12 protein-coding genes are annotated in these 16,145 nt (G+C 68.9%); 6 read left to right on the forward strand and 6 right to left on the reverse strand.

Features of this window, described 5'->3' with window-relative positions; translation table 11 throughout:
• Window positions 1-636: 636 nt before the first annotated feature.
• Together AC1DGC_RS04885 and AC1DGC_RS04890 are read right to left on the reverse strand one after the other, a co-directional pair.
• The gene (locus AC1DGC_RS04885) at window positions 637-3,807 is read right to left on the reverse strand and encodes an efflux RND transporter permease subunit (protein ID WP_478047327.1); all 3,171 of its coding nucleotides are present in this window, start codon (window positions 3,805-3,807) and stop codon (window positions 637-639) included.
• A 4-nt stretch (window positions 3,808-3,811) separates the two neighbouring features.
• On the reverse strand, window positions 3,812-4,942 hold the full coding sequence (locus tag AC1DGC_RS04890; protein WP_394164078.1) for an efflux RND transporter periplasmic adaptor subunit: 1,131 nt from the start codon (window positions 4,940-4,942) through the stop codon (window positions 3,812-3,814).
• A 124-nt stretch (window positions 4,943-5,066) separates the two neighbouring features.
• Between AC1DGC_RS04890 and AC1DGC_RS04895 the strand changes: the two genes are divergently transcribed.
• The 5 genes from AC1DGC_RS04895 to mgtE all read left to right on the forward strand — a co-directional run bounded on the left by AC1DGC_RS04895 (window position 5,067) and on the right by mgtE (window position 10,734).
• Window positions 5,067-5,738, forward strand: a complete 672-nt coding sequence (locus AC1DGC_RS04895; RefSeq protein ID WP_259207591.1) for a TetR/AcrR family transcriptional regulator — start codon at window positions 5,067-5,069, stop codon at window positions 5,736-5,738.
• Window positions 5,739-5,876: 138 nt separating this feature from the next.
• Entirely contained in the window at window positions 5,877-6,524 is a 648-nt protein-coding gene (locus tag AC1DGC_RS04900) for a protein-L-isoaspartate O-methyltransferase family protein (RefSeq protein ID WP_259207592.1), read from the forward strand.
• 16 nt (window positions 6,525-6,540) lie between these two features.
• A complete protein-coding gene (locus AC1DGC_RS04905) occupies window positions 6,541-7,902 on the forward strand; it encodes a TolC family outer membrane protein (RefSeq protein WP_259207593.1) in 1,362 nt (453 codons plus the stop codon).
• A 652-nt stretch (window positions 7,903-8,554) separates the two neighbouring features.
• Window positions 8,555-9,220, forward strand: coding sequence for a hypothetical protein (locus tag AC1DGC_RS04910; RefSeq protein WP_449336468.1), 666 nt, complete (start codon window positions 8,555-8,557; stop codon window positions 9,218-9,220).
• Between the two features lie 134 nt (window positions 9,221-9,354).
• A complete protein-coding gene (gene mgtE, locus AC1DGC_RS04915; RefSeq protein ID WP_478047328.1) occupies window positions 9,355-10,734 on the forward strand; it encodes a magnesium transporter in 1,380 nt (459 codons plus the stop codon).
• Window positions 10,735-10,752: 18 nt separating this feature from the next.
• Here the strand turns inward: mgtE and waaA are convergent, their stop codons facing one another.
• Window positions 10,753-12,051 carry a lipid IV(A) 3-deoxy-D-manno-octulosonic acid transferase gene (gene waaA, locus AC1DGC_RS04920; protein ID WP_259207596.1) on the reverse strand — a complete coding sequence of 433 codons (1,299 nt, stop codon included), beginning with the start codon at window positions 12,049-12,051 and terminating at the stop codon, window positions 10,753-10,755.
• Window positions 12,052-12,137: 86 nt separating this feature from the next.
• On the opposite strand from waaA, the gene AC1DGC_RS04925 reads away from it, so the two are divergent.
• The gene (locus tag AC1DGC_RS04925) at window positions 12,138-13,058 is read left to right on the forward strand and encodes an LpxL/LpxP family Kdo(2)-lipid IV(A) lauroyl/palmitoleoyl acyltransferase (RefSeq protein WP_259207597.1); all 921 of its coding nucleotides are present in this window, start codon (window positions 12,138-12,140) and stop codon (window positions 13,056-13,058) included.
• A 157-nt stretch (window positions 13,059-13,215) separates the two neighbouring features.
• On the opposite strand, the gene AC1DGC_RS04930 is transcribed toward AC1DGC_RS04925, so the two are convergent.
• Genes AC1DGC_RS04930 through AC1DGC_RS04940 form a run of 3 tightly spaced genes read right to left on the reverse strand, consistent with a single transcriptional unit; the run spans window position 13,216 to window position 15,841 of the window.
• Window positions 13,216-14,553 (reverse strand): O-antigen ligase family protein, encoded by a 1,338-nt coding sequence (locus AC1DGC_RS04930; RefSeq protein WP_394164081.1) that lies wholly within the window; start codon window positions 14,551-14,553, stop codon window positions 13,216-13,218.
• A complete protein-coding gene (locus AC1DGC_RS04935) occupies window positions 14,516-15,628 on the reverse strand; it encodes a glycosyltransferase (RefSeq protein ID WP_478047329.1) in 1,113 nt (370 codons plus the stop codon). Before AC1DGC_RS04935 ends, AC1DGC_RS04930 begins: the two co-directional genes overlap by 38 nt.
• Before the next feature lie 15 nt (window positions 15,629-15,643).
• The gene (locus tag AC1DGC_RS04940; protein WP_128097818.1) at window positions 15,644-15,841 is read right to left on the reverse strand and encodes a zinc-finger domain-containing protein; all 198 of its coding nucleotides are present in this window, start codon (window positions 15,839-15,841) and stop codon (window positions 15,644-15,646) included.
• Window positions 15,842-16,145: the final 304 nt, after the last annotated feature.

A 16,145-nucleotide genomic window follows, 5' to 3' on the forward strand; every position in this document is an offset into this window, starting at 1 on the left:
GGCAGCCGACCAACGGTCGGCTCTACTAGATGCATCGGCGCAGCCGACCAACGGTCGGCTCTACGGGATGTATCGGGCGCAGTCGACCAACGGTCGGCTCTACTTCAGACCTGGCGGCAAGCACCACGCAGGCCACCGACGCGGTCCTGGCACGCCTGCGCGGCTGAAAGCAGCCACGCCCGTAGAGCCGACCGTTGGTCGGCTGCTCTCCGCGCCGGGATTGAGGGCAGCCGACCAACGGTCGGCTCTACGTGATGTATCGGGGCAGCCGACCAACCGTCGGCTCTACGGGATGTATCGGGCAGCCGACCAACGGTCGGCTCTACTTCAGAGCTGGCGGCAAGCACCACGCAGGCCACCGACGCGGTGCTGGCACGCCTGCGCGGCTGAAAAGCGGCCTCGCCTGTAGAGCCGACCGTTGGTCGGCTGCTCTCCGCGCCGGGATTGAGCGCAGCCGACCAGCGGTCGGCTCTACGAGATGCATCGGTGCAGCCGACCAACGGTCGGCTCTACGAGATGCATCGGGCGCAGCCGACCAACGGTCGGCTCTACGGGATGTATCGGGCAGCCGACCAACGGTCGGCTCTACGGGATGCGTCGGGAGAGCCGACCAACGGTGGGCTCTCCCGCCATTGATCACCCCTCGCCGGTCTTCCCTTCATCCGGCTTCACCCGGAACCACGCCGCGTACAGCGCCGGCAGGAACACCAGGGTCAGCACGGTACCGACGATCAACCCGCCCATGATCGAGATCGCCATCGAGCCGTAGAAGGCACTGCGCGACAGCGGGATCATCGCCAGCACCGCGGCCAGCGCGGTCAGCACGATCGGGCGGAAGCGGCGCACGGTGGCGTCGATGATGGCGTGCCATCGGTCGTGCCCGGCGTCGATGTCCTGCTGGATCTGGTCGATCAGGATCACCGAGTTGCGCATGATCATGCCGGCCAGCGCGATGGTGCCCAGCAGCGCCACGAAGCCGAACGGCGCGCGGAACAGCAGCAGGAACAGCGTGGCGCCGATGATGCCCAGCGGCGCGGTGACCAGCACCATCGCCGCACGCGAGAAGCTGCGCAGTTGCAGCATCAGCAGCGTGGCCACCACGATCAGGAACAGCGGCATGCCGGCCTTGATCGAGTTCTGCCCACGTGCCGAATCCTCCACGGTGCCGCCGGTTTCCAGCAGATAGCCCGAGGGCAGCTGCGCGCGGATGCTCTCCAGGGTGGGCAGGATCTGCTGCACCACGTCCAGCGGCTGCATGCCATCGCCGATATCGGCGCGCACGGTCACCGTGGGCAGGCGGTTGCGGTGCCAGATGATGCCGTCTTCGAAGGCGTATTCCAGCCGCGCCACCTGCGACAGCGTCACCGACGTACCGCTGGCGGTGGGGATGGCCAGGCTGCCGAGCATGCCCAGCTGGGCGCGCTCGTTGTCCGGGCCGCGCAGCAGCATCTCGATCTGGCGATTGCCTTCGCGGTACGTACTCACGCTCATGCCCGCCAGCGAGCTGGTCAGGAACTGGCTGACCTGCGCACTGCTCACGCCCAGCGCACGCGCGCGGTCCTGGTCGATCACCAGCCGTACCACCTTGCTCGGCTCGCTCCAGTCCAGGTTGACGTTGATCACGTGCGGGTTCTCGCGCACCTTGGCCTCGACCTGGCGCGCGATCGCCTGCACCTGCGCGATGTGCTCGCCGGACACACGCATCTGCACCGGATAGCCCACCGGCGGCCCATTCTCGAGACGGGTCACGCGCATCTGCACGTCCGGGAACTGCTTGATCACGTCCTTGATCAGCCAGTCGCGCGTGGCTTCACGCGCCTTGGCATCGGCGATGAGCACCACGAACTGCGAGAAGTTGGTGGCCGGCAGCTGCTGGTCCAGCGGCAGGTAGAAACGCGGCGAACCGGTGCCCACGTAGGCCACGTAGTTGCTGATGCCCTCGCGACCCTGCAGCAGCTTCTCCAGCTTGCTGGCCTGGGCCTGGGTGGCGGCCAGCGACGCGCCTTCGGCCAGTTCGATGTCCACCATCAGTTCGGGCCGGGTCGAATCGGGGAAGAACTGCTGCGGCACGAAGCGGAAGATCGCCAGCGAGAAGATGAACAACGCAATCGTGGCGCCGATCACCCACCAGCGATGGCGCAGGCAGGTATCCAGGAAGCCGCGGAAACGCGTGTAGAACGGTCGCTGGTAGGGGTCGTGGTCGTGCGCATGTTGCTTCGGCGCGATCCAGCGCGCGAACGCGGGATGGCGGTCGGCCCACTGCAGGCGCCTGGCACGCCAGCGCCCGGCCAGGCTGGTCGGCTTGGGCAGCTGCGGATTGAACAGGTCCGGCAGCATCTTGTCGCCCAGGTACGGAATGAACAGCACCGCGGCAATCCACGACACCACCAGCGCGATGGTCACCACCTGGAACAGCGAGCGGGTGTACTCGCCGGTGCTGGACGCGGCGGTGGCGATCGGCAGGAAGCCGGCCGCGGTGATCAGCGTACCGGTCAGCATCGGGAAGGCGGTGGATTCCCAGGCAAAACTGGCCGCGCGCAGGCGGTCGTAGCCCTGCTCCATCTTGGTGGCCATCATCTCCACCGCGATGATCGCATCGTCCACCAGCAGGCCCAGCGCCAACACCAGCGCGCCCAGCGAAATCTTGTGCAGGCCGATGCCGAAGTAATGCATGACGAAGAAGGTCATCGCCAGCACCAGCGGAATGGTCACGCCCACCACCAGGCCGGTGCGCAGGCCCAGCGAGAAGAAGCTGACCAGCAGCACGATCACCACCGCTTCGGTCAGCACCTGCACGAACTCGCCCACCGACTCTTCCACCGCGTGCGGCTGGTCGGACACCTTGCGCAGCTGCATGCCCGCCGGCAGGGTCTTCTGCAGGCGCTCGAACTCGGCATCCAGGGTGGCACCGAGCTTGAGGATGTCGCCGCCGTCCTTCATCGCCACGGCCAGGCCGATGGCGTCTTCGCCCATAAAGCGCATCTTCGGCGAGGCCGGGTCGGCGAAGCCGCGCTTGACCTCGGCGATGTCACCCAGGTGCAGGGTGCGTTCGCCGGCCTGGATCGGGAACATGCGGATGTCCTCGATCGAATCGAACTGGCCGGTCACGCGCAGCTGCACGCGGTCGGTGGGGGTTTCGAAGAAGCTGGTGCCGGCGACCGCGTTCTGGTCGGCCAGCGCCTGCTGCACCTGCTGCAGCGACACGCCCAGGGTGGCCAGCTTGGTGTTGGACAGCTCGATCCAGACCTTCTCGTCCTGCAGGCCGACCAGATCGATCTTGCCCACGTCCGGCACGCGCTGCAGCTCCAGCTGGATGCGGTCGGCGTAGTCGCGCATCACCGCGTAATCGAAGCCCTTGCCGGTCAACGCGTAGATGTTGCCGAAGGTGTCGCCGAACTCATCGTTGTAGAACGGCCCGACGATCTCACGCGGCAGCGTGGCGCGGATGTCGCCAACGCGCTTGCGTACCTGGTACCAGAGGTCCGGGATCTGCTTGGAGCGCAGGCTGTCGCGCGCCATGAAGATCACCTGCGATTCGCCCGGGCGCGAGTAGGAGCGGATGAACTCGTACTCGCCGGTGTTCATCAGCGCTTTTTCGATCGGCTCGGTGACCTGGCGCGAGACCTGCTCGGCGGTGGCACCGGGCCACATCGTGCGGACCACCATCGCCTTGAAGGTGAACGGCGGATCCTCGGACTGGCCCAGGTGCTTGTAGGACCACGCGCCGATGATCGCGAAGGCCAGCATCGCGAACAGCACCAGCGGGCGATTGCCCAACGCCCATTCGGAGAGATTGAAGCGGCGCACGGGCTCAGTGCCCCTTGCCGGCGGCAGCGGGGGCGGCTGCCGGTGCCAGCACCGGGCGGTTCTGGCGGTCGACCGGGGTCACCACCTGGCCCTCGCGCAGCAGGTGCCCGCCCGCGGCGACCACCCAGTCGCCGGCGCTCACCCCGGACAGCACCGGCACCGTCTCGGCACCATAGGCCCCCACGGTCACCGGGGTCGCCTTGATCGCACCGTTGGCCGGGTTCACCACCCACACGCTGGCCTTGCCATCGGCGCCGCGCAGCACGGCCGCCAGCGGCAGCTGTCGGGTGCCGCTACGGCCGGCCGTGGCGAACACGCGCGCACTCTGGCCCAGCTCCACTTCGCCCTGCGCCTCCGGCGCCAGGCTCACGCGGGTGGCATAGGTGCGCGCCTGCGCGTCGGCGGCCGGGGCGATCTCGCGGATCGTGCCGGGCAGCAGCTGGCCCGGACGGTTCCACAGTTCCACCTGGACCGGCTGGCCCACCTGGTAGTCGCGGATGCTGCTTTCCGGCAGCGCGATCAGCACCTCGCGGCCGCCATCGGCAGCCAGGGTGAACACGGTCTGCCCGGCACTGACCACCTGCCCGGCTTCGGCCTGGCGGCTGGCGATCACGCCATCGGCCGGCGCGCGCAGCTGCGCATACTCGGCCTGGTTGCGGGCCACGGCCAGGTTGGCGCGGGCGGCGTTGGCCTGGCCCTGCGCGGCCTTGAACGCGGCGGTCTGCTGGTCCAGCGCGGAGCGGCTCACCAGCTGGTCCTCGGCCAGCGTGGCGTAGCGCTTCTGGTCGTCGCGGGCGCGCACCAGGTCCGCTTCGGCCGCGGCCAGCTGGGCCTGCGAGGCAGCGGCCTGCGAGGCGTAGTCGGCCGCGTCCAGTTCGGCCAGCAGCTGGCCGCGGGTCACGCGCTGGCCGGCATCGACATGGCGCTTGACCAGGTTGCCACCGACCCGGAACGACAGCGGGCTTTCCTGGCGGGCATGGATCTCACCGGGATAGGCGGCCGCTTCCTGGCCGGCCACGGTGCCCGGATGCACCACCAGCACCGGGATCGCCGCCGCCGGTTCGGCATCCTGCCTGCCACACGCCGCCAACATCACCAGCAGCGCAGCGCCGCCCACCCATCGCATGTTTTTCATGAGGTACAGGACCTGAAAGGAAATCCGGAAGAACGCGCTGGCAACACATACTGTTGCAGCACGGCCAATAGTGAACCAGCCGGTATAGTATAAATATCGAACCGATTGGTCTAGTATTGTTTGGATGACTGATCCGACCTCTCCCGTCGCCCCCGCCAAGCCGCCTGCCAAGGCGTCCGGGCCCGGCCGACCCAAGGACCTGGGCAAGCGCGCCGCGATCCTGGACGCGGCCAAGTCACTGTTCGTCGAGCAGGGCTACAACGGCGTCAGCATGGACAGCATCGCCGCACAGGCGGGCGTCTCCAAGCTGACGGTTTACAGTCATTTCGGCGACAAAGAGACCCTTTTCACCGAAGCTGTCAAATCCACCTGCGTCGCCATGCTGCCCGACGCGCTGTTCGTGCCCGACGCCGAAGGCCCGTTGCGCGACCAGTTGATGGGCATCGGCCATGCCTTCTTCAGCATGATCACCTCGGCCGAAGCGGTGGCCGTGCAGCGGGTGATGATGGCCCCGGAAACCGACGACCGGCTGCGCGAGATGTTCTGGGTGGCCGGCCCGCAACGCACCACGGACGCCCTGGCCGACTTCCTGCAGGCCCGCGTGGCCCGTGGCGAGCTTGAGATCGAGGACTGCCAGACGGCGGCGCTGCAACTGATGACGCTGCTCAAAGGCGAGCTGCATACGCATATGATGTGCGGGCTGCGACCGACCCCGGCCGAGTGCGATGCCAACGCCCAGGTGGGCGCCAGCGTCGACTTCTTCCTGAGGGCGTACGCGCCACGCCCACCGGCGTGACATCAACATGAATGGACCGGAGGTCGCGGTGACTTCCGGCACTGCGACCCCGGCGCGACGGCAGCGATGCTCTCAGCGCGCCGCCGGCTCCCGGCACCGGTAAAATGGCCGGCCCACTGCGCTGGAACTAGAAACCTCATGACGATCGATTACTCCCACGCCCGCGAACTGATGGTCGAACAACAGATCCGTCCCTGGGACGTGCTGGAGATCCGCGTGCTCGACGTACTGGCACGCCTGCCGCGCGAAGCGTTCGTCGCTGAATCGCACAAGGCCCTCGCTTACGCCGACATCGAACTGCCGCTGGGCTTCGCGCAGAAGATGATGAAGCCGGTCATCGAAGGCCGGACCCTGCAGGCGCTCGACCTGCAGCCGGGGGATGAAGTGCTGGAGATCGGTACCGGCAGCGGCTTCCTGAGCGCCTGCATGGGCGAGCTGGCCCGCGAAGTGCTGAGCCTGGAAATCCAGCCGGAACTGGCTGCCAGCGCGCGCGCGCGCCTGGATGCCGCCGGCCTGGGCAACAACGTGCGGATCGAAACCGCCGACGCCTTGAGCTGGGACACCGACCGTCGCTTCGACGCGATCTGCGTGACCGCCGCGGTGGACACCATCCCGTCACGTTTCACCCAGTGGCTGCGTCCGGGTGGCCGCCTGTTCGTGATCCGCGGCCGCTCGCCGGTCATGGAAGCGGTGCTGGTCAAGGCCGATGGCAGCACCGAGTCGCTGTTCGAAACCGATATCGATTACCTGCGCGGTGCCGCTCCGGCGCCCCAGTTCCAACTCTGAGTCCAAGGAAGCCGCAATGATCCGCCGATCCCTCGCTATTGCGCTGGCCGCCGCCCTGCTGCCGATGACCGCCTCCGCCGCCGACCTGCTGCAGGTCTACGAAATGGCGCGCAATGGCGATCCGCAGCTGTCCGCCGCCGAATCGACCCGCCTGTACGACAAGGAAGGCGCCGTGCAGGCGCGTGCCGCGCTGCTGCCGCAGCTCAACGGCGAGGCCTCGCTCAACCGCACCCGCACCAACCCGAACCACGACCTGACGTCCAGCTCGTTCACCACCAAGAGCCGCAACTACACGGTCAACGGCAGCCAGACGCTGTTCAACTTCACCCAGTTCGCCAACCTGCGTTCGCAGCGCGACCTGAGCAAGGCGGCCGACTTCACCCTGGATTCGGCCAACGACGACCTGATCGTGCGCACCTCGGCGGCGTACTTCAACGTGCTGGTGGCGATCGAATCGCTGACCGCCGCACAGACCAACGAAGCGGCGGCCAAGAAGCAGTTCGACTTCGCCGACAAGCGCCTGGAAGTGGGCCTGGCGCCGATCACCGACGTGCATGAAGCGCGCGCCCAGTACGACCAGGCCCGCGCCAACACCATCGTCGCGCAGAACACCCTCGCCGACAGCTACCAGGCCCTGACCGAGTTGACCGGCCAGCCGGTCGCCGACCTGCGTGCCCTGCCGGCCGACTTCCGCCCGGAGCTGCCGGCCAAGTACGCGCAGATCGACCAGCTGGTGGGCGAAGCAGTGGCGCAGAACCCGGCGCTGAAAGCGCAGCAGCTGAAGGTCACCGCAGCCGAGTCCGGCGTCGCCGCCGCCCGTGGCGGTCACTACCCGACCCTGTCGCTGGGCGCCACGGCCGGCAAGTCGGCCAGCTGGGGCGACGTGGTCGGCAGCGGCGACAGCTTCAGCCCGGACCGTCGCAGCAACAGCGTCGGCCTCACCCTGAGCGTGCCGATCTTCTCTGGCGGCGCCACCCAGTCCGGCGTGCGCCAGGCACTGGCCCAGCGTGACATCGCCCAGGACGGCTACGAGCAGCAGAAGCGTGCCCTGGACCGCAACACCCGCAATGCCTACCAGACCCTGGTCGCCGGCATCAGCGAAGTGGAAGCGCGCCGCCTGGCCGTGGTTTCGGCGCAGAGCGCCTACGACGCCTCGCAGGTCGGCCTGGAAGTGGGTACGCGCACCGTGCTGGACGTGATCCAGAACCAGCGCATCCTGTTCTCGGCGCAGCTGGACTACGCCAACGCACGCTACACCTTCCTGCAGAACCGCCTGCAGCTGGGCCAGGCCGTCGGCACGCTGGACATCGCCGAACTGCAGGACATCAATCGCCTGCTGACCCAGGCCGCGGCAACGCCGAGCACCCAGGTGAACTGAGTCCGGCCCTGCCGCACACGAAAAAGCCACCCGCAGGCGGGTGGCTTTTTCTTTTCTGGCACACCCCTCGTAGAGCCACCCCATGGGTGGCTGCACGCAGCCCCGGCATCACCCCGCAGCCACGCACGGCACGACGCAACGTCGTCGCCCAATCCGACCGCAGGTGTCATCGCCCCCCTCGTAGAGCCACCCCATGGGTGGCTGCACGCGGCCCCGGCATCGCGACGCAGCTCCCCATGACCCGCCGCCACAAGCGCCGTGCCGGCCACTCACGACATTCCTCGCATTCGCCGACAACAGGGCATGCCGCCCCCGAAACACCGATCCGCACCGTCTTCGGGCGAGCATCGGCATAGGCCTTGAATACCTTGGTATAGACCGCCGAAAAGCGCTTGACCGCCCCGGCCACACGCTCTAACTTCCGCCCCGCACTCCCCTTCCCGCCCCCAGAGACCCCTCCTTGGACAGTCACAGTCGATCGTGTCGCGGCACCTGAGCCGACGGACCCGCTGACCCCAAGGTCGGTTCCGTCCGCACACAGGACGGGGCCTTCCGGCGCAGCCCACGCGCCTGCCTCGCATCACCCGTACCGCTTTCCCGACAGACCCCGACGAGGGTGCCGCTGGCGTTTCCGATCGCCTGGAGATGGCCCATGCATGTCTACCGAGCACTGCCGCTGCTGCTGAGCGCACCGATGCTTCCCTTCACCACCCACGCCGCCGCCAGCCTGCTGGTCGACGATGCCGGCATCACCGACGCCCAACAGTGCCAACTGGAAAGCTGGGTGCGCCACACCGATGCCGGCCAGGAATGGACCGCCGTACCGGCCTGCACCCTGGCCGACACCGAGTGGTCACTGGGCCTGACGCGCGCGCCCGGCGAGGCCGCTCGCCACTGGGCACTGGGTGCCAAGCACGTCCTGGTCGCGCGTGCACCACGGCAGTGGGGACTGGCCCTCAGCGCCGGCATCGGTGGCAATACGTACCGCCCGCGTGCCGATGACTGGGCCCTCAACCTGCCGCTGACGATCGCACCCGGCGCGCAGGAGCGCGTGCAACTGCACCTCAACCTGGGCTGGGCGAAGCAAGGCGCCGTGCACGGTCGCACCGATGGCATCGGCGTGGAGATCGGCATGACACGCCGCTGGTCGCTGCTGGCCGAGACCGCACAGGATGCCGCCCGCGAGCGCGGCAGCCAGCTCGGCCTGCGCCGCGTGCTGTGGCCCGGTGCCAGCGTGGACCTGCTCGCCGGCCACCTGCACCGGCAACGCGACAGCCGCTGGATCACGCTCGGTTTCAACCTTGCCGCGCCGCCCTGAGCGGTCGCACCGACGTCATCGTCCCGCAGCTTCGCCACCGCGTTTTCCGCCTGCATCGCGTCGCCGCTCGCGCACGGTGAACGCGCACGCGCCGCGCGGGCCATCCAATACCCTTGTTGCACCTGGAGCCCCCCATGAACCGCAACGACCTCCTGTCCTCCATCCGTACCCTGTCCCTTTCCCACGATGCCGCCGCATTCGCCCGCATCGCCGCCGGCACCCATGCCTCGGACCTGGTCGACGCCCTCGACGCACTCGATACCGATACCTGCCTGGACGTGTTGATGCTGCTGCCCCCACCCGTACGCGCGGACCTGTTCGCGCACTTCCCGCCCGCCCGGCAGGACCATCTGTTGGCGGCGATGCTGCCCGCGGCGAAAGTACAGGTGTTCGAGCACATGCCGTCCGACGACCGTGCCGACCTGTACAACCGTCTCGGCGAGCGTGCCCGGCGGTCGCTGCTGCCGGCGCTGGCCAAGATGGAGCGCGATGACATCCTGGCGATGGCGGCGTATCCGGAAGGCACCGCGGGCGCGGTGGCCACCTCCGATTACGCATGGGTGCGGCCGGAGATGCAGGTAGCCGACGCGATGGCGCACCTGCGCGCCACCGCGCTGGACAAGGAAACGGTCAACATCGTCTTCGTGCTGGACCCTGACAATGCACTGCGCGGCACGGTGTCACTGCGCGACCTGGTGCTGGCCGATGCGGCCACCCCGGTCCGGGCGATCATGCATGCCGATCCGGTCCGCGCCGACGCAGGACTGCCGGATCTGCAGGCGGCCGAGCTGATCCGCCGCTACGACCTGCTCGCGCTGCCGGTGACCCACGCATCCGGGCGCATGCTCGGCATCGTCACCGTCGATGACGCGATGGACATCGAGAAAGCACAGGACGCCACGCAGCTGGCCCGTTTCGGTGGCACGGTGAGTGCCCACGGCAACGACCTGGACGTGCGCACCACGCCGCTGAAGCAGATGTTCCGCGTGCGCGTGTTCTGGCTGGCGATCCTCACCGGTTTCGGCATCCTCACCAGTACCTTCGTCGCCGCGCAGGAAGAACTGCTGTCGCAGGTGATCGTGCTGGCCGCCTTCATCGCGCCGATCGTGGACATGGGCGGCAACACCGGCAGCCAGTCGGCCACGCTGGTGATCCGCAGCATGGCGCTGGGCGAGGTGAAGCCGGGCTGGCGCGACGTGTGGTTCGTGATCCGGCGCGAACTGCCGGTCGCCGCGGCGCTGGGCATCAGCATCGCCGTGCTCGAAGCGATCCTGGCCTGGTTCAGCAAGGGCGTGGGCATGGACGTGCTGCTGGTGGTCGGCTCGAGCATGCTGGTGTGCACCGCCCTCGGCGGCGTCATCGGCGCGCTGCTGCCGTTCGCCGCGCGCCGCATCGGCGCCGACCCGGCCACGCTGTCCTCGCCGATGATCACCTCGGTGATGGACCTGCTCGGGGTGTTCATCTACTTCGGCTTCGCCTACCTGTTCCTTGGCGACCTGCTGCTGGCGGCGTAAGGGGCCGCCGCCGGCCGTTCACTCCACCGGGGGCGGCAGGTGCGGGGCGATCAGCGCGACGGTGCGCTCCAGCGCGCCGCGTCCGTTGCTGACCAGCATGCATCCGGCGCGGGCCATGTCTTCGCGCGCCTGCGGGTCACGCAGCAGGGTCAGCAGGGCATCGCCGACGCCCTGCGCGTCCTCGGCGATCACCACCGCGCCCGCTTCGCGCATGCGCCGGGAGATCTCGGCGAAGTTGTGCAGGTGCGGGCCGGTCACGGCGGCCGTCCCCATCGCGGCCGGCTCCAGCAGATTGTGCCCGCCGATCGGCTGCAGGCTGCCACCGACGAACGCGACCTGCGCGCAGCCGTAGAAGGACATCAGCTCGCCCAACGTATCGATCACGAACACGTCGGTGTCGGCCTGCGGCCACTGCTGCTGGCGACGCGTGGCGACCTTCCAGCCCTGTTCGCGGGCCAGCGCTTCCACCCGCGGGAAACGCTCGGGGTGGCGCGGCGCCCACAGCAGCAACAGACCGGGCAGCGCCTCGCGCAACCGACGGTGCAGGTCGAGGGTGGCCTGCTCTTCGCCTTCGTGGGTGCTGGCGGCGATCCAGACCGGGCGATCCGAGGGCACCAGGGCATGGAACTGGGCCACGAAGGACTGCACGTTGGGCGCGGCGATGTCGAACTTGAGGTTGCCCAGCGCCTGCACCTGCTCGGGCAGCGCGCCCAGGTGGATGAAGCGCTCGGCATCATCCTGCGACTGCGCGGCCACGCAGGTGACCGTGCGCAGCGCGCGCCCGATCAGGGCGCTCAGCAGCCGGTAGCCGCGCAGCGAGCGCGCCGAAAGGCGGGCGTTGAGGATGTAGACGGGGATGTTGCGGTCACGGCAGCCAAACAGCAGGTTGGGCCACAGCTCGGTCTCCAGGATCAGCGCCAGGCTCGGCTTGAAGTGGCCGAGGAAGCGGCCCACGCTGCCGGGCACGTCATACGGCAGGTAGACGTGGTCCAGCGCATCGCCCCACAGCGCGCGTACGCGCTCCGAACCGGTCGGGGTGATCGTGGTGATGACCCAGCGGATGTCCGGGCGCAGCGTGCGCAGCGCATTCACCAACGGCGCCGCCGCGTTGACCTCGCCCACCGACACCGCGTGCAGCCATACCCGCGGCTGGCCACTGGAATGCGGATAGGAGGCGTAGCGCTCGTCCCAGCGCCGGAAGTACTCGCGCACCCGGAACCCGCGCCAGACCAGGTGGTACACGGTGATCGGCAGCAACAGGTACAGCACGGCCGAGTACAGGCCGCGCAGGATCCATTCGACAGGGCTTTTGCGCATGCGCAGAGGATACGGGAGCGGCGCGGGGAAGGCATCCCGCACTGCCGTGATGGGCCTGCCGGGATGCATCCATTAGAATCCGATCCATGTCAGATAACGCTTCCACCGCCACCCGCCCGTCCCTGCGCAACCCGCGCAACTGGCCGATGTTCGCCGTCATGTTCGCCGCCTTCGGCATCGCCCGCCTGCCCTGGCTGCTGCAGCGCGCACTGGGCCGCGGCGTGGGCACCGTGGCCTACCGACTGGCCGGCAGCCGCCGGCGCGCGGCCGAGGTCAACCTGCGACTGTGTTTCCCGGAAAAGGACGAGGCCTGGCGCCAGCGCCTGCTGCGCGACAGCTTCGACGCGCTGGGCGTGGGCATCTTCGAGTTCGCCCGCGCCTGGTGGGGCAGCATCGACAGCATCCGCCCCCACGTGCAGGTCGAAGGCCTGGAACACCTGCAGCGCATGCAGGCCGAGGGCCGCGGCGTGCTGCTGGTATCGGGCCACTTCATGACCCTGGAGATGTGCGGGCGTCTGCTGTGCGACCACGTGGACCTGTCCGGCATGTACCGCAAGCACCGCAACCCGGTGTACGAGTGGGCGGTGAAGTTCGGCCGGCTGCGCTATGCCAAGGCGATGTACGCCAACGAGGACATCCGCGCCACCGTGCGCCACCTCAAGAAGGGCGGTTTCCTGTGGTATGCGCCGGACCAGGACATGCGCGGCAAGGACACCGTGTTCGTGCCGTTCTTCGGCCACACCGCCGCCACCATCACCGCCACCCACCAGCTGGCGCGGATGACCGGCTGCGCGGTGGTGCCGTATTTCCACCGTCGCGAAGGCGGGAAGTACTTCCTGAAGATCGGTGCGCCGCTGGAGAACTTCCCCAGCGAGAACGTGGAAGCCGATACCGCCCGCGTCAACCAGGCCATCGAAGCCATGGTGCGCGAGGCCCCGGACCAGTACCTGTGGATCCACCGCCGCTTCAAGCGCCAGCCGGGCGGCCGCAGCGATTATTACCGCTAGCCGTAGAGCCACCCCATGGGTGGCTGCCCCGTAACACCCGACACCCCGCAACAACCCAGAGCGTGGCGCAACGTGCGCATGCCAGCGCCACGTAGAGCCACCCCATGGGTGGCTGCCCCGTGATGCCGGCTACCCCGCGCCCACGCACGGCGTGGCGCTACGCGTCGTCCCTGGCCAGCAGACTGCCGGCATACAACGCGGCCAGCAGCAGGGTCAGGCCGCCCCAGAAGGTGGAATAGAACGCCAGGTGGGTGTTGAGCGGGAACACCGTGACCGCCAACGCCAGCATCGCCGGGCGCGCACGCTCGCGCGCCGGCAGCGGGGCGAAGCGCCACGCCCGCCAGGCCTGGGCGACGGCGGCCAGCCACAACAACAGACCGAGCACGCCGGTCTCGGCAAGGATTTCCAGCACGATCTGGTGCGCATGCAGGGCCGGGCCTTCGCCCCACACCTCCGTCCGCGGGGCCGGGTTGCAACCGGGATAGGCATCGCGGAAACCCCGCGCGCCCACGCCGTTGATCGGATGGCCGGCGATCATGCAGCCGGCCGCCTCCCATATCTGCGCGCGCCCGGACAAGGCCTGGTTGACGCCGTCGCCCTCGCCTTCCCAGGCCATCGCGGTGCGCGCCACGCGCTCGCGGACCTGCGCCGAGCCCAGCCCGACCGCGACCGCAGCCACCAGGCCGATCGCCACGCAGGCCACCAGGGCGCGCGCGCCCAACAGGCGCCAGCCGGAGAACACCACCACCAACGCATAGGTCAGCCACGCCGCCCGCGAGCCGGCCAGCACCAGCACCACGCCCACGGCGGCAGCCGCCAGCGCCCAGCCCCACACACCGCCACGCCGCGCCGCAGCGAACAGCAGGAACGGTGAGAGACTGGCCAGCACCTGGCCGAATTTGAGATTGCACGGACCGAGCACGCCGCTGAGCCGGTCGGCGGCGGCCACTTCCTGCGCACTGCACAGGCCATGCCCACTCACCACCCACTTGAGCTGGTCCATCGACCAGAACAACGGGCTGCTGCCGAACACTGCCTGCGCCAACGCATCCAGCGTCCACACCGCCGCGATCAACGCGATGCCCCCCAGCGTCAGCCTCCGTCGCTGCGGGGTGGCCACCGCAATGGCTACCAGCCACATGAAGGGCAGGTAGCGCAGGCCGGCGGCGGTCTTGCGCCACGCCGTGCCAGGGTCGATGGCATCGAATGCGGAAAACGCCTGCGGCAGCCAATAGCCCAGGAACAGGATGCTGGTCAGCGCCCACGCCGGTGCGCTGAGCAGGCGCTGCTTGCCCTGCATGCGCAACTGCACCATGCGCACGGCCGCATACAGCGCACCGAGCACCAGGACGCTCTCGGCGATGCCCGGCAACGGCCACAACGCCACGAAGGCGAGCACCCACCACGGCGCCCAGCGGCCGGCACGCGAGGCCGGAGAGCCGGGCGCCAGGGCCGGTTCAACCGGCGAGAGAGGTGTAGAGCTGGAGCGTGTCACGCTGCATCGCCTGCAAGGTGAAGGGGATCCGCGGCGGCAGGCTGGGCGGGTGCTGCAGCAGGTGCTGCGCACGCGCCAGCAATGCCGCATCGTCGTGCAAGGCTACCGCACCGGACGGCTGCAGTTGGGCCAGCAGCTCACCCACGCCGCCGTGGTCCCAGCCCAGTACCGGGCGGCCCACTGACAGCGCTTCAAGCACGGTGCGGCCGAAGGCTTCGGCCTTGTCCGACAGCTGCAGCACCAGCTCGCTGGCCGCATAGGCCTGGGCGATGCGCGAGGTGGGCGCGGTCATCAGCACGGCATCGGCCACGCCGAGCGCCCGCGCCTGCGCCTCCAGCTCGGCCACATAGGTCTCGCGCCCGGGCTCGCGGGTGCCGGGCATCCACAGCCTGGCCGGCATGCCCGCCGCCTGCAGGCCGGCGAGCAGTTGCAGCGCATGCCGATGGCCCTTCAACCGGGTGCCGCGCCCGGGCAGCAGCAACAGTGGCGCATCGGTGCCCAGCAGCGGGTGCTGCGCGGCCACGGCCAGGCGCGCACGCCGGTCGTTGCGCGCCACCCGCGGGAACTGCGCCACGTCCACGCCACGCGGGATCACCTGCAGGCGCTCGGCCGGCACGCCCGGATAGTGGCGCTGGACGAAGTCGCGCACGCTGTTGGACACGCAGATGACGCGCTCGCCGCTGGTCATCACCGCGCTGTAGCGGCCCGGCGAGTTCAGCCCGTGCACGGTGGTGACCCAATGCGGGCGCTGCGCCGGCGGCAGATTGCGCACCGCGTACAGGCCCAGCCAGGCCGGCAGCCGCGAACGCGCGTGCACGATGTCCGCGCCGACCTCGGCAAACAGGTTGCGCAGGCTGCGCACATGGCGAAGGGTCAGCAGCGACTTGCGGCCGATGTCCAGCGTAAGGTGCTCGGCGCCGCTGGCCAGCAACGGCTCGACCAGGCGCCCACCGGCGGACACGACAATGGCCCGGTGGCCGGCGGCAACCAGGGCGGAGGCGATTTCAAGGGTGGAGCGTTCGACCCCGCCGGAGTGCAGCGCCGGCAGCAGCTGCACCACGGTCAGTCGGCGCACGGAGACGACCGTGGCTCAGTCGGCCAGCACGAACACGGCGCCGCAGTACGGGCACTTGGCCTCGCCGTTGGGCTCGTCTTCGATCGGCAGGTACACGCGCGGGTGCGAGTTCCACAGCGCCATTTCCGGAGTCGGGCAGCTCAGCGGCAGGTCGGCGCGATGCACGGTGTAGCGCTTCTCGGCGTTGGCGGGCGCAGTGGCGGTATGGCTCATGGCGTGGACACACAAAGGAATTGCGAAGGGAGTGATTCTAGCATCCGGCGCCGGTGCATCACCGCTGGCAATGGAGGCGGCCTGCCAACGCTGGCGCGGGTCCCGCACCACAGCACCGTTCTTTTTAAATCGATCCAAAGGTGCTGTCAACCGGGCCGGGATCCGACGGATTTTCCGGGTTTGGATCGAACTAAATGGCACTTGCCAGCGTCACCGTGCCTGTTGCAGCATCGGTCCGGTTCGATTCCTGTCCCGATCGCATGGCCCGTCCCCCGCCGGACCTGCATCGCCCTCCTGTCCGCCG

This window comes from Stenotrophomonas sp. 05N37, assembly GCF_056397365.1.